This is a genomic window from Olivibacter jilunii (assembly GCF_900607235.1).
In the GTDB taxonomy this organism is placed as follows: Bacteria; Bacteroidota; Bacteroidia; order Sphingobacteriales; family Sphingobacteriaceae; genus Olivibacter; species Olivibacter oleidegradans.
Genome location: NZ_LR027860.1, coordinates 12810 through 26543, shown reverse-complemented (window position 1 = coordinate 26543; position 13734 = coordinate 12810). Strand labels below are relative to the sequence as shown.

The 13734-nt window shown below is 43.2% G+C and carries 10 protein-coding genes; 2 read left to right on the top strand and 8 right to left on the bottom strand.

The genetic code is table 11. The annotated features are described in order from the left end of the window. Positions 1–107 precede the first annotated feature (107 nt). Together E0E36_RS26025 and E0E36_RS26020 are read right to left on the bottom strand one after the other, a co-directional pair. On the bottom strand, positions 108–617 hold the full coding sequence (locus tag E0E36_RS26025; RefSeq protein ID WP_013667683.1) for an SRPBCC family protein: 510 nt from the start codon (positions 615–617) through the stop codon (positions 108–110). A gap of 142 nt (positions 618–759) precedes the next feature. After that, the gene (locus E0E36_RS26020; protein WP_013667682.1) at positions 760–1119 is read right to left on the bottom strand and encodes a winged helix-turn-helix transcriptional regulator; all 360 of its coding nucleotides are present in this window, start codon (positions 1117–1119) and stop codon (positions 760–762) included. Between the two features lie 125 nt (positions 1120–1244). On the opposite strand from E0E36_RS26020, the gene E0E36_RS26015 reads away from it, so the two are divergent. Both E0E36_RS26015 and E0E36_RS26010 read left to right on the top strand, forming a co-directional pair. Further along, on the top strand, positions 1245–2036 hold the full coding sequence (locus E0E36_RS26015) for an SDR family oxidoreductase (protein ID WP_013667681.1): 792 nt from the start codon (positions 1245–1247) through the stop codon (positions 2034–2036). 64 nt (positions 2037–2100) lie between these two features. Then, a complete protein-coding gene (locus tag E0E36_RS26010; protein WP_013667680.1) occupies positions 2101–2424 on the top strand; it encodes a nuclear transport factor 2 family protein in 324 nt (107 codons plus the stop codon). Positions 2425–2539: 115 nt separating this feature from the next. Here E0E36_RS26010 and E0E36_RS26005 read toward each other — a convergent pair whose 3' ends face one another. The 6 genes from E0E36_RS26005 to E0E36_RS25980 all read right to left on the bottom strand — a co-directional run bounded on the left by E0E36_RS26005 (position 2540) and on the right by E0E36_RS25980 (position 13713). Continuing rightward, positions 2540–3322, bottom strand: coding sequence for an NIPSNAP family protein (locus E0E36_RS26005; protein WP_130858372.1), 783 nt, complete (start codon positions 3320–3322; stop codon positions 2540–2542). A 100-nt stretch (positions 3323–3422) separates the two neighbouring features. Further along, on the bottom strand, positions 3423–5255 hold the full coding sequence (locus E0E36_RS26000) for a glycoside hydrolase family 2 protein (protein ID WP_130858371.1): 1833 nt from the start codon (positions 5253–5255) through the stop codon (positions 3423–3425). Between the two features lie 92 nt (positions 5256–5347). Continuing rightward, positions 5348–6775 carry a DUF3863 domain-containing protein gene (locus E0E36_RS25995; protein ID WP_130858370.1) on the bottom strand — a complete coding sequence of 476 codons (1428 nt, stop codon included), beginning with the start codon at positions 6773–6775 and terminating at the stop codon, positions 5348–5350. 127 nt (positions 6776–6902) lie between these two features. Continuing rightward, positions 6903–8585 carry a hypothetical protein gene (locus tag E0E36_RS25990; protein WP_130858369.1) on the bottom strand — a complete coding sequence of 561 codons (1683 nt, stop codon included), beginning with the start codon at positions 8583–8585 and terminating at the stop codon, positions 6903–6905. Positions 8586–8648: 63 nt separating this feature from the next. Further along, positions 8649–10310, bottom strand: coding sequence for a RagB/SusD family nutrient uptake outer membrane protein (locus E0E36_RS25985; protein WP_130858368.1), 1662 nt, complete (start codon positions 10308–10310; stop codon positions 8649–8651). Positions 10311–10329: 19 nt separating this feature from the next. Beyond that, the gene (locus E0E36_RS25980) at positions 10330–13713 is read right to left on the bottom strand and encodes a SusC/RagA family TonB-linked outer membrane protein (RefSeq protein WP_130858367.1); all 3384 of its coding nucleotides are present in this window, start codon (positions 13711–13713) and stop codon (positions 10330–10332) included. Between the last annotated feature and the right edge of the window lie 21 nt (positions 13714–13734).

Sequence of the window (13734 nt, the reverse complement as noted above, 5' to 3'; positions counted from 1 at the left end):
CAGCTCAATCGTTAATACTGTTAGGTTCCTGCTTCTACCTTAGCATGACAGCGATAAATTGACCAATCGGTCTTCATACAAAGAGTATCCTACTGAAGACGATACGCTTATGAACCTGTTTTTAATAGGTCCATAAATCTTCCGCATTCCGCATAATCCTTTATAATACGATTTCGTTCCTCTAAGAACCTGCGAAGATAGTTGTTGAGAATTAACCGGTCGAAAGACTTGCCAAAAACACCATAAGGAATACCATAATCAAAATGATCAATAACCGTAGTGAAATTGCCAACTGTTCTAAAAAAATGATCATGTTTGATGTAAGAAAACGGCCCTTTTAATTGCTCATCTCTGAAATGGAATGGACGTTCATATGCTGTTATCTTCGAGGTCAGTTGCTGGCGTATTCCAAAATGCTTGGCTTGCCAGGTGACGGTTTCATTAAAGCCAATCAATCCACAAGTAGTACCGGCTATGGCCTTTTCATCAGTTCCTACGGTGGAAATACAGTGTAAATCAATACTTCTCGATAGATCAAAGCAGATATCAATTTCCGCTCGAATATTAGTGGTTAATTCAATTACAGGCACAATTGGTTTATTAATGAAGTTAAACATGAAAGTGGTCACTATTGTCTATAGCTAAACCACTCCGTATATCCGTAAAGTTAATGATATCAACGTAAATCTATCGTAAAAATTATGTTAACCTCTGCGATACGAATCTGGTTAATACTTTTTTTTTCACTCTCAATCGAGTTTACGGGGTAAATCTTTTTGCTATAACGGTTCTTAACTGCTCTCCATTTTCGTCTCCCCATCGTCCTAAGGTATCAATTACCGGGATCAAGCTCTTTCCGAATTCAGTAAGGCTATATTCAACTTTTGGCGGAACTACCGGGTAGATTTTCTTGCTTATAAGTTCATGCTCTTCCAATTCTTTCAATTGAATGTTCAACACCCTGCGCGAAGCATCCGGTATTTTGCGTTGTAATTCGCTTGGTCGTATATGACCTTCATTGATAAACCAAAGCAAGCGTATCTTCCACTTGCCGTATAATACTTCACCAACCAGGTCAAGTCCGCAATTTAAGTTAGGTATTATTTTTCTTTCGTACATGACACAAAAATAAGCCTATGTTCCTAGGCGTACAATAGGGGAATAATTTATCCCTATATGAATCGTAATGCCGTACTTGTAGGGACGTATCATACTTCTCAACTTTGCATTGAAAGTTATTGAACATGGAAAATTTAGATTATCAAAACGAACTATCAGGCAAGATTGCGTTGGTAACCGGCGGAACAAAAGGAGCAGGCAAAGCCATTGCTGAACGTTTAAACCAAGCGGGTGCAAAAGTAATCATCACGGCTAGAAACAGACCCGAATCACTCAATAAAGAGCAGTATTTTATTTCGGTAGATTTAAGTAAACCGGAGGGCGCTGCTAAAGTTGCGGCTGAAGTGTTTGAAAAATTCGGGAAACTCGATATCCTCGTAAACAATCTTGGAGGTTCCGAAACCCCGGGAGGGGGCTTTGTCGCATTAACTGACAGGGATTGGGAAGAGACGATACAAACCAATTTACTCGCTCCGGTTCGCTTAGATAAAGCGTTTCTACCGCAGATGCTTAACAACAAAAGCGGTGTAATTATTCACATCGCATCTATTCAAGGCAGGTTGCCGCTCTATGATTCCACGCTTCCGTATGCCGCCGCAAAAGCAGGCCTAATTAATTACAGCAAGGGGCTGTCAAAAGAAGTATCCGCTAAAGGTGTACGTGTGTTAACCGTTTCCCCGGGTTGGATAATGACAGAATCGTCAGAGCGAATGATGGAACGTATTGCTGAAAGCTCAGATATTTCCATCGAAGCAGCTACACAAAGTGTAATGGATGCGTTAGGTGGTATTCCTTATGGAAGACCAGCTCAACCTGAAGAGATTGCAGAATTGGTTGGTTTTCTTGTTTCTCCAAGAGCCGGCTATTTAACGGGTACAGAATACGTCATAGATGGGGGCACTATCCCAACCATATAATTGCAGCATGAAATTGCATCTAAAAGAAAATACAAAAAATTAGTTAACCATAAATGATACGAATATGAAGCTACCTAAGGTTATAACCAAATTAGTTGAAGCACAAAATCAAGCCGACAGTGTTGCTTATGCTAACTGTTTTTCTGAAACTGCTACTGTCTTTGATGAAGGGAAAACGTATAAAGGAAAAACAGACATCGAACAATGGATTGCCAATGCTAATGAAAATTACAAAGCCGTAATGCAGCCTCTTCACTTTGAAGAAAAAGAGACAACAAGTATTTTAAAAGCAGAAGTATCAGGAACCTTTCCCGGTAGCCCTGTCGTTTTAAACTATCATCTTGAAATCGCAGATGGACACATTCAGTCTTTAAAGATCACGACATAAAGAAGAACTGACAAAGGGCCTATTCCGTATCGTGCAGTAGAGATGCAGCCAATTGTTAGATGGCCGTAATGATTAATTCAATTGCCATCTAACAATAATTGGTTCTCGGTTGACACTATACCTGTGAATAAGGAGTTGGAATCAAAAAGCTATTGCTAATTTTAGAAATGGTATTCGCATACTGCGGATCTGCTAGTAATTTTTTCCATTCAGGGTCTGCCCCAAAAGCAGACCACCCCTTATCGCGTTCTTCCATGCTGTTGCACGTGAGCATATAAGTGATACGGGGTAGCCTGTCACCGGCAATCACTTCACCAAAGAATACAGGCATCAATTTTGCGCGTTTAAAAATAGGAAATTCTCCATCATGGAACATCTTAATCTTTCTTCTTACGGCGTCTTCACTATAACCTTCATATGTTCTTAATTCAAATATCCGTGACTCACCTGAAGGGACAACCATTGCAGGAAATCCATCAAAGGCAACCATTAAAGACGACGTAAAGCGATTGTAGACAGGTTTATCAGCAGGTATACCGTTATATGCGGCGCTATTTTTAATATAATCGGTGTCCGCTTTTACTTTTGCATTAACGGATTGATAATTATCGAGCGAAGAATAAGGCATCAATAAATAAATTTTGGCGGGATCTGATGGTCTCCATTCCTTAAAGACACCAACTTTTTTTACTCCATATTTATTCAATGCAGGAATAAGGGCTGTTTTGAAATAATTTTCCAGCTGACCTATATCAGAACCAAATCGCGCTTCATATTCGCGCCATTCGTATACTTCTTTTTGCGTCGGCGCTTTATCATTTGCCATTGTTGGGTTGATACTTACTGATGCACTTGCAGCAGCCACAAGCGAAGATTGGAGGAATTTCCTGCGTTCCATAACTGTTAATTCGGGTTTAATGTATAAATGCTAATGCATAAGATAAAGATATTCATACTCGGTCGACTTCCAAAATCTTTCAATAAAATATTGGGTGTAATCAGTCCTGTCCATTTTGTCCGATACTCTTATTCAATTCATAACTATCCTTAACAACAGCTTCGTTAATTTCCTTAATGCGCTCTAGTTGCATTTTTTCCACTTTTCTATCATAAGTCAACACACCGTTCACTTCATGTTCCACATCCGTTGTTTGCGTATATATGGCCACACTGAGCCCCTTATACTTCATGAGCTGATCTACTTGCTCTAGAAGTAGTATATAACGGTCCGTGAGCGCTGTCTGCGTAGGCTCATAAGCATAGGCATTATTTTCTACGGGCCACATATGGCCTCGGGTGTATAATCCCACACCCCCAAATTCACCTAAAGAGGCTGCCCGCGCGCTGTCAGGCACCGAAGCGCCGTAAGGTCCCACATAGATGTGTGTATCCACAAAGTCCCCATTGCCCGGGTCGCCGTAAGCCTTCTGATAGCTGGGATTATTGTTAAAGCCGGAGTTCCCATTAACCAGTCGCGACGGATCGTATTGTTTCACCCAATCCGTGATGTTTTTTACGTCAAAGGCTCCCCAGTTTTCATTGAAGGGAACCCAGGCGATGATAGATGGCGAATTATAGTGATCATCAATTATTGCCTTCAGTTCCTTTCGGAACATTTCCCGGTATATCGTCGTATCTTCGTTAGGATACCAAATGGCAGGCATATCTTGCCAAACCAGCAATCCCAATTTATCTGTCCAATAGTAAAAACGCTGCGGTTCCGTTTTCATATGCTTTCTAATCAGGTTGTATCCTGCCTTTTTCGTATACTCGATGTCCGATTTTAAGGCTTCCTCAGTCGGCGCCGTTAATATCCCATCCGGCCAATAACCCTGATCCAACAACCCCAGTTGCATCACAAACTTTCCATTCAGAAGCGGTCTTACCACACCATTTATTTTGCACAGTTTAATATCCCGCATAGCAAAATAGCTCGTTACTTCGTCGGAGATACCACCATCTTTACCATAAAGACTTAACTTTAGGTCATAGAGAAAAGGGCTGTCTGGCGACCAGAGCTTCGGATTTTTTATGGGCAGGTAAAAATACGAACCACTCACTCCATCACTCTTGGTAATCAGTTGTTTACCATCATAAGCAGCCGCGGATATCTTTTTGGCTCCATCACTTTCTACAAATATTTTTAGTCGTCCATGGTCAAGCTCCGGAAGTAAACGAATACCCTGTATAAAGTGTTTATTTACCGGTTCGAGCCATACCGTCTGCCAGATACCGGAGGTGAAGGTATAATCGCCCCGCGGACCGTTTTTGCCTGATGGTGTTTTACCATCATTTAAATCCTTAGCTGCTACAATGAGGGTGTTTTTGCCGTTTTTTAGGAAAGGAGTAATATTTATAGAGAACGCATCATAACCTCCTGCATGGCTGCCGGCTTGCTCTCCATTTACAAAGATGGTTGCATCATGATCCACCGCACCAAAATGAAGAATGATCTGTTTGTTTTTCCAGGCAGCAGGTACTTCAAAAATCCGCCTATACCACATGTTTATTTCCTGTTTCCGTTGTATGCCCGACAAAAACGATTCCGGGCAGTAAGGAACAAGAATTTTCTCCGCTACGTTATCAAAAACGGCCGGTTTTTGTGGCTGAAAAGCGTCCGGAGCATCCTTTCCCCCGAGATAATCCCACTTGCCATTAAGACATAACCATTCCGCTCGCTGCAATTGCGGTCGAGGGTATTCCGCTAAAGGGACTTCCGCCCGGCTTGCCGTTTCGGTCCACGGAGTAGGCAATTGAGCCACTTGACCCCTAAGGGGATAGGCATTGACAAAGAGAAGTAAGAAGTAGATAAAGTATTGGTAAGTCGTCATAGTAATACAAGATTATACATTTTTTTCAGTTGGTGGCTTGGTCTTTAGTCCAAAGCCCCCAAAAAATCATGTAACTGAATACGGTAAGTTGTCTAATTGCTAAAAAGCTCTGGATAGTATTTTTTAATCAACTGCTGATCATTCGTAGCCAATTCGCTCAGTTGTTTAGGCTTATCCTGGGGCCTTAAACCTTTTTGGTTCAGCACATTCATCAGACTCCAGTCTTTACCTGGTTTGTTTGGCGAGGGGTCTGCCGGCTCCCGTGCAGAAAGGTCATATCGTGTAAAATCAATAACATAGGTAGGGGACTCCTTTTTATGCCAATTACGGAGTAAAGCCAAACGAAATGATTTATTCATAAACCATTTAATTTCCAGGTTATTATAAGAATCACCTAATCCAGAACCCTTTTCTATAAATCGATAATTCCAATCCTCATTTGAGGCATGCTCCTTTCTCCAGAGATTACCAAATTCGCCGAAACTGGTAAAGTGCGTATCCGGCCAACGCTTTTTTGTATCCGTTACCCATTTTTCCATCGCCTCACAGATAAACTCCCGCCCAAATTCATGCACCATTTGCGCCTCCCAAATGTTGGTTACCCAGCCAAATCCATTTAACTCCATGCCTTTGTCAAAATGAATAGCCTGCGTATGCATGACTTCCCGGTGTCCGAGGTCTAAACCCCAGCCTTTATAAGTCTCAATAGGACCTACACCTCGGCGACTGTTATAGCCGGTTATTTCGTGACCATTGGCACCGCTCTGGCGGGCACAGATAAAGTCTACCGTCCAGCCATCCAAGTTTACACAATCAATAAAATCAGCCTTCCCCTGCGCGGGTTTGCAAAAGTGCTCTGTAGAAGGATAAAAAGGATAGGAAGGTGAACCATCCGCTCCACCGCCATCAATATTGTGCTGGCTCCATATCACAGCATGCGCCACATGAATATTTTCCTTTTCTGCAAGGTATTTAAGGTTGTCTGCCGATAAAAATCCGCCCATGATTGATTGTGGACGATAACCATTTCCTACCATATTGGAAATGAGTGTTAGCGCCTCCGATATTTCGCGATTTACCCGCTCACGTGGCAGATACATAGCGGGGAAATAACCTGGAAAGTATGATACTTCATCACCATACTTTTTTTGACAGTCGACTACATAATCACGTATTCGCTTAAAATTTTCGCGTTGGTCTTCCAAGGCATTTAATGTAAATCCCCAAGTCAAACGGCCATCGGAATTGTTCTTTGCAAAGGCTTCCCGTAAAGCGCGCACACCCTCTAAGGTATGCCAATCTCCCTCATCACGTGGATGCAATTTGACATCACGTGACACCTCCCAGGGGGTAGTGCGTATCATGATGCATAAGGTGACAAAGCGATTGCCTTTTAGCTGAAGCGCGGTATCAGAAGAAGCTATTTGTGCGTTTGCTCCTAAATTAATGAACACAAGAGCGACTCCTAAAAGAAAATATTTTAAAGAACTTAGTCGAAATACTATAAAGGTAATTTTCATTAACGTAATTATTTTATTCTTTGTGTCTGTTTCTAACAATATTCATGCTGCCTTTGGCATGAACTCGTTTCACTCATTTTAAGTTATTTACAATGAAGCTGCCATAATGCACCACCTCCTAAAAATACTAAGGGTTAGTGCAATCCAGAACGATTTGATGTGCCGCAGGCATTATCTGGAAAACCGCCTCATTTGTTTCGGCACCTTGTTGAATTGATCCCTTGTTACAATTAAGACTATAAGAAAAATTTCGAAATTCCGCCTTTACTTGTTTGCGCGTAATAGATTGGAAAGGCAGGTTCGCAGATACCGCGGTGTGTAGTTCCAATATCCAATTGAATCCTTTTTCTTTCGGTTTACAGTTCACTTCAAAGCGGTCTTCGTGGAAAATGATCGTAAAAATATTTCCCGCTTCATCCCGCGTGCTTACCTCTAATACATTTTTTTCCTTCTCTGTTACCGTTGGGTCTTTTAAAGAGAGGCTCACTTTTCTTCCACCAGAACCTATTTTCACGATGCGGAGTCCCGCGCGATCCTCTTTCGTACTCCAGTTAAAACCATCTACAATGGGTAGCGCATAATAAAAAAATTGGTTCCCGGTACCTGCTTTCCGCAAATAGCTGGATTCAAATTCTTCATCAAATAGATGTATATCCCGGAATCGAAAACTTTCTTTTTCCCACAACAAGTTAGTACGGTAGTAACGGCTGTTAAACCATACACTTTTACGCCCTTCATCCCGCACATCATCGATCGTTGTCACGGCCGTTGCTGGCGTCATATCAAACCTTGCTTTGAACCAGGCCGCGGAACTTGCCAATGTTTCTATCCGGATTTTCCCGGCTTTCGATAATGAATCAAATAAGGGAAATTGCATGGTTAAACCTGCTTCCATTCCATCCCAAGTGAACGAGTTTTCCTGACCAGCTTGTGCATAGCTAAAGGCTAGGCAGGGCTGGTTCACAACAGATTCCAAAAAGTACTCGACCCATTTTTTATTCTTACCTGACTCCTGGTAAACGGGCTCCAGAGAGATTACTCCTTGACGGGAATCTCCCAAGCCGGTATCGTATTGGTAAATAGGATCGCTCCCGAGCATGCGAAAAATCGGAACCGGAATCTGAGACATCTTGCTTTGTGCTGGCATATAGGCATTCAGTTTACTAGGATAATAGGCTTGATTCCAATATCCGCCCCAGAGCGTATACCCATCTGTTCCTACCTGATCTTTGCAATTACAGGAAGCAATGATTCCATATTTGTCATACATATAGGCCAGTGTATGTGAGTCGATAAACCAAGAACCAACCGACTTGGGATATTGGCCATAGATCTCTTTAAACTTTTCCATATAGACGTCTACCAATTTTTCTCTTTCTTCCGGACTGTAGCCAGTGGTGAAGGCAATATTAGCATGAGAAACCCACGCATGTTCTCCGCGCCATTTAATACCTGCGGCTTCTACATGCGGCTGCGTAATTTCCCACCAAGCTCCAATTTCACAGTTTTCGCGTAACTGGCTTTTCATGAGCGTCTGATATTTCGGATTAATCAAAGCATCGTATTGAAACAAGAAAGTAGCCGGAAACTGATATTGATTGACAAGTTGAATCTGCTTCCTTACCGTTTCGAACAAGAGACTATCGGCATCTTGTACCCGGTAGTCTGTTTGACGGATGAAATTCACAATATTGATGATTCGGGGTGCCTCGTTACCAGTTCGATCATTTGCTTGACCGTAGGCGAGGTCATACATTGTATTCGTTATAAAAATCAGGAAAATAAAAAAGAATGCTTTTTTTGTATACATAGAATTTATTTATTTATTGAAGAGGGAACCTTGTTGCGTACCCCCTTCTTTTTCTGTTATAAGTTACCAGCCCGGATTATTGGGTAATAAATTAGGATTGAGCGTTAACTCATCCAACGGAACGGGATAATAATAATGTTTAGGTGTTCTGAAAAAACGGGCATTCGCCGGGTCGATAATCAGAAAGCCATTCGCATCTACATTACCCGGGTTACCGTCGTTCAATACCTTGAGTTGTTCATATTGCGTTCCTTTATATTTAATGCCAAGTAGAGGTTTAACGAGTTCTGTCGCGGCGGTTTTCCAGCGGCGTAGGTCGTCTCGTCGAAAACCTTCAAAAGCTAACTCGATGGTACGCTCGCGACGGATTTCGGTCAACATGTCCAAAGCGTTGCTGTTCACAAAGGCATTACTTAGCACCGGCATTTCCACGCCTTTCCGCGAACGGATCACATTGATTGTTTGATTCAGCACATTATCACTGATAGCACCATCTTTCTCAAAAGTGGCTTCAGCTAAGATAAGTAAGACTTCCGGATAACGGATAATATGGTAATCATAGATTGCTTCATTAACACCGGCAACCGTTTCGCCCATAAACTTCCATAGCTTGTAACCTGTGCGGGTTTCCGGGCGAACGGTAAACTTTGCTACACACGAGTCGGGACCATTAGCATTGCGGTAGTTGGTGCCGGGCATGATAAAAGTTTGCGACATCCGGGGATCACGGTTACTGAATTCATCGCTGATTTTCTCATAACCCTGAAAGCCCGAATTGCTTTTTTCGATGGGAAGGCCGCTGCTTTTGCAGAGGTACATATCAGCCAATTTTTTGGTCGGCGTTCCCCGCCAGCCCCAATAAACGGAATGCGCGGCAGAATGCATGCGGATGTTTTTGGCATAACGACTGTCGAAGATGCCCTCGTGTGAGTCATCCCCTTGGTCAATGAACAGCTGACGATAGCTATCGTCCCCTGCGCCCTCGAATAATTGGTATTCGTTGCTTTCGATAACCCGTTTTGCAGCATCTATCGCTTGATCCAATAACTGACCGTAGTCGCCCCGATGCTGGTGATATTTGGCCCATGTTCCAGCAAAAAGAGCTACACGTGCTTTTAAGGCAAGGGCTGCTCCTTGAGTAACACGACCGAGCTCGCTCGACTGAACTTCACTTTGTTTAGGGAGCTTAGAAGCAGCTTCTTCAAGTTCCGACAAAATGAAGTCTTCGGCCGTCGCCTGTGGTTGACGCTTGCCATATAGCTCTTCGGAGTCGGTGCTCAAAACACTCGTTAGAATCGGAATGTCATTGAAGCGCTTCATTAAGCGCCAATGGTTATAGGCCCTGAAAAAGCGCGCCTCCGCAACATAGCGTTCAATTTCCTTTGGATCGCCGGCATAGCTTTCACTTTTTTCAATGATTTTATTGCAATTGCGCAGGTCTGCAAAGCGATTGCTCCATAAAGTATCGCTGGTAGGAGCGCTCCAGGTGCCATTGCTGAAAACGTCTGGAGCTTGATTATAGCCAATATCACTATCCACATCTTTCACGTCAAATGATTCAGCAGTAGTATATAATTGATTGACCGCTTTCATAAAATCGCTCGGCCCTTTCCAAAACTGGCTGTCGCTTAGGTTATCTTTGGGGCTTAAGTCGATCTTCTGACAATTGACCATAAGCAGTGGTATCGCGATGGCTGTAAAGATTCTTGATGGATATTTTTTCATGATGATATACATGTTACGTTTAGAAAATAAGATTAAGGCCCAATGAATAATTACGTGCAAAAGGATAGCTTGTGTAGCTGCCACCACCTTCTATATTGCCTCTATCTTCCGGATCCCAACCGCCCGGTGTATTGTGAATTTCGAATAGGTCCTCACCACTGAAATAGATCCGAAGCTTTTCAAGTTTGATCCGCTGGGTCAATTTTTTAGGGAAAGTATAACCGATCTGGAGGTTCTTAAGCCGGGCATAGCCGACCCGATGGGTGGTGTTAGTAGAAGGATTATAGTTGTAATAGCGTTTATCCGTCAGCGTAATGGCCGGGTATTGGGCATCGGTCCGCTCGGGTGTCCAGGTTTTGCCATACCAATATTGCGCCGACTGGAACCAAGGGTAATAGAAGGGCATGGAAGCTTCACCTTCTAAAATCATAGTGCGTCTGCCTATGCCTTGAATGAATGCCGTGAAATCAAAACCCTTATAAGAAGCAAAGAGGTTAATACCAAAATTATAACGCGGGTTGGTGTCTCCCAAATAAATTAAATCGCCTGATCCTGGGCTGCCGTTGCCTAATTCAGATAACCTGCCATCACCGTCCAGGTCTTTATACTTTGCATCACCAATGCCTACCTGGGTTTGGATCATCCCTTCATTGGGGAAACGTGCCCGATAGTCGGCCAACTCCTGCTCATTCTGGATAATGCCGTCAAACACATAGCCAAAGTAAGAATTTAAGGGGTAACCTGCCGGTGTAGCGTTATTGCCAAGCTCAATCAGGTTGTTACCGATCCGTTGCGTTACTTTATTTTTCGCATCGCTGATATTGGCACGTACGGAATAGCTGAGATCACCCACTTGGTCGCGCCAGCCAATATTGAGTTCCCAGCCCTGAACAGCCAGCTTGCCGCTATTGGTAGTAGGCGCTTCAATACCCAATGCCGATGGGTAGGCAATGGGTATCAACATGTTGTTATTGTTTTTCCAGAAATAGTCCAACGAACCATACAAGCGATCGCGCAGCATACTAAAATCCATACCGATGTTTTTCGAGATAATGGTTTCCCAGGTTCTTGATTTTGAGACGAGGTTGGACTGTGTAGCCAGTTGGCCGCGCTGGCCATTACCGAAGGGATAATAGCCTGCGTAAAGGCTCACTAGCTCGATATAATCATAGGGTCCAATGCCAGACTGGTTACCCATTTCACCATAGGAAGCCCGCAACTTCAGATCATCAAAAAAGTTCAGCTTTTTGATAAAAGCCTCCTCGGCCAGACGCCAGGTAGCATTTGCACCCGGAAAATAGCCCCAGCGGCTATCAGGGTCAAAACGCGAACTACCATCTGCTCTGAGGGTTGCCTCCAGGAGGTATTTATTGTTGAACGCATAATTAACCCGCGAAAAGAACGAATTGATGGTCCAGGCATTACCATGGCTCGTAGCTAATTGGTCTTGTGCGCTGCCTAAATTCAACGGCATGGACTCCTGCTGATCGAAATTGATGCGCTTAGCACGAAACATATCGTAATTGGCAGATTCGCTTGCCGCACCAATCATTACACCGATATCATGCTGTCCGATGGTTTTTTTGTAGTCGCCATATAAAGTAAAATTCTTATAAAGCGTTTTAGCATATTTTCGTTCGGCACTATTAGGGAGTCTAGCTGTCCGATGGTTGACATTATCCCAATTGTAGCTATATAATATTTTCTGCACAATGGAACTATCAATGTCATTCTTACGTACCACCGCTCTTCCTACCAAGTTCAGGTCTTTGGTTACTTTATAGGTCAACTGGTTGTTAAAGGTGAGGTTTCCTCCGGTAAGCGAAGATTCTCCACCCTCTTCCAATACCTGTGCCGGATTGTCAAAACCTTCGAAGGTGTAAAAATTGCCTGCAGGATTACGGAGTGGTGCCCAGCTTCGCGTTTTATAGGTAAGTTCCCATATGTTTTGCCCTTCACTGATACCCGAGGAATAGTTTCGGTTATTGGCTTCATACGATAAATTAAAATCGTACTGTAGGTTTTTGGTGAGATCAATGGTTGATTTTGCCCGCGCATAATAGCGTTTGTCATTATCAATGCCAAATTTAGGTAACCCTTCTTCGCGGGCATGCCCCAAAGATATCAGGTAGGTATATTTATCGCCACCTCCCGAAATACCAAGATGATAGTTCTGTAGACTGCCGTTGCCAATGATTAATTTGTTCCAATCTTGATTTTTATAGAATTTGGGATAGCCCGTCCACCGTCCCCAATTAGAAGTAGGGTCTACACGGTCGCTACCTTCCAGAATAAGTTGCAGTTCTTCTTGAGTATATTCGATGGGGAAAGAACCATCGCTGATTTCCAAGGCCATTGCAGCGTGCTCGTATAGGCTGGCTGCTTCCTTCACCAAAGCCGGTGTTTTAAGCGAGTAATAGCTGTCTAAAGAAATTCGAAGGTCTTGATTTTTCCGACCGTTCTTTGTGGTCACTAAAATAACGCCGTCCGCCGCTCTGGCTCCGTAAATAGCAGCCGTTCCATCTTTCAAAACCGAAATATTTTCGATATCGGCTGGATTAATCAGACCGATATCACCTTCTGCTCCATCGATGAGTACCAGTGGAGAACCGCCGTTAACAGAGGATACATCGCGTATACGCAATGCCGGACTGCTACCGGGTGCCCCACCATTACGGACCACAGTAAGCCCCGGAACCTGTCCTTGCAGTGCGTTGGCGGCATTCCGTACCGGTCGTGATTCGAAGGTACGTGAATCTAGGGTGGATACCGCTCCTCCTAAGTTCGCGCGTTTGACCGTGCCGTAACCTACAGCTACTACCTCTTCCATTTGTTGCATTTCTCCCGTCAGCGTAACACTGACCGTTGTTCGGGCGCCGATGCTTTCCTCAAGGGAATTATAACCGAGATAGGAAAAAATCAATACACCCTCTGTTTCACTTACTCGGAGACTATACTTACCGTTTGCATCAGTTAACGTACCGATTTTGGTGTTTTTTAATAGCACGCTTACACCTGGTAAGGGCTCTCCCATTTCATCAAGCACTTGTCCGCTAACCATTTGCTGTTTACCCGTTGCCGTCTGCTTGGCGCTTTTAGGGCTTACGGCTGTTAAAATCACATCATTGCCAATAACTTTATAATCAACTTCACGTGTGGAGAAAATATCTGATAAAATTGCAAGAACCGCTCGTTTATCAGCCTTTATAGATATGGGCTGTTCTACATCAATGAGGTTTCCATCGTAAAAGAAACGAAAGTCAGATTGTTCTTCAATCGCATCTAGTACATCAATGATTCGTTTATTTTTAAGCTCAAATGATAATTTGGTTTGCTGCGCATAAGAATCTATTGCGAATACAACATTGACTGACAAGAAAAAAAATGCCAGTATTAATTTCATAGTACGTAATATATTGGAGAA

Bases quoted from the DNA above. Each gene is read 5' to 3' on its own strand.
- E0E36_RS26025 (WP_013667683.1), bottom strand. From the start codon at position 617: ATGTTTAACTTCATTAATAAACCAATTGTGCCTGTAATTGAATTAACC.
- E0E36_RS26020 (WP_013667682.1), bottom strand. From the start codon at position 1,119: ATGTACGAAAGAAAAATAATACCTAACTTAAATTGCGGACTTGACCTG.
- E0E36_RS26015 (WP_013667681.1), top strand. From the start codon at position 1,245: ATGGAAAATTTAGATTATCAAAACGAACTATCAGGCAAGATTGCGTTG.
- E0E36_RS26010 (WP_013667680.1), top strand. From the start codon at position 2,101: ATGAAGCTACCTAAGGTTATAACCAAATTAGTTGAAGCACAAAATCAA.
- E0E36_RS26005 (WP_130858372.1), bottom strand. From the start codon at position 3,322: ATGGAACGCAGGAAATTCCTCCAATCTTCGCTTGTGGCTGCTGCAAGT.
- E0E36_RS26000 (WP_130858371.1), bottom strand. From the start codon at position 5,255: ATGACGACTTACCAATACTTTATCTACTTCTTACTTCTCTTTGTCAAT.
- E0E36_RS25995 (WP_130858370.1), bottom strand. From the start codon at position 6,775: ATGAAAATTACCTTTATAGTATTTCGACTAAGTTCTTTAAAATATTTT.
- E0E36_RS25990 (WP_130858369.1), bottom strand. From the start codon at position 8,585: ATGTATACAAAAAAAGCATTCTTTTTTATTTTCCTGATTTTTATAACG.
- E0E36_RS25985 (WP_130858368.1), bottom strand. From the start codon at position 10,310: ATGAAAAAATATCCATCAAGAATCTTTACAGCCATCGCGATACCACTG.
- E0E36_RS25980 (WP_130858367.1), bottom strand. From the start codon at position 13,713: ATGAAATTAATACTGGCATTTTTTTTCTTGTCAGTCAATGTTGTATTC.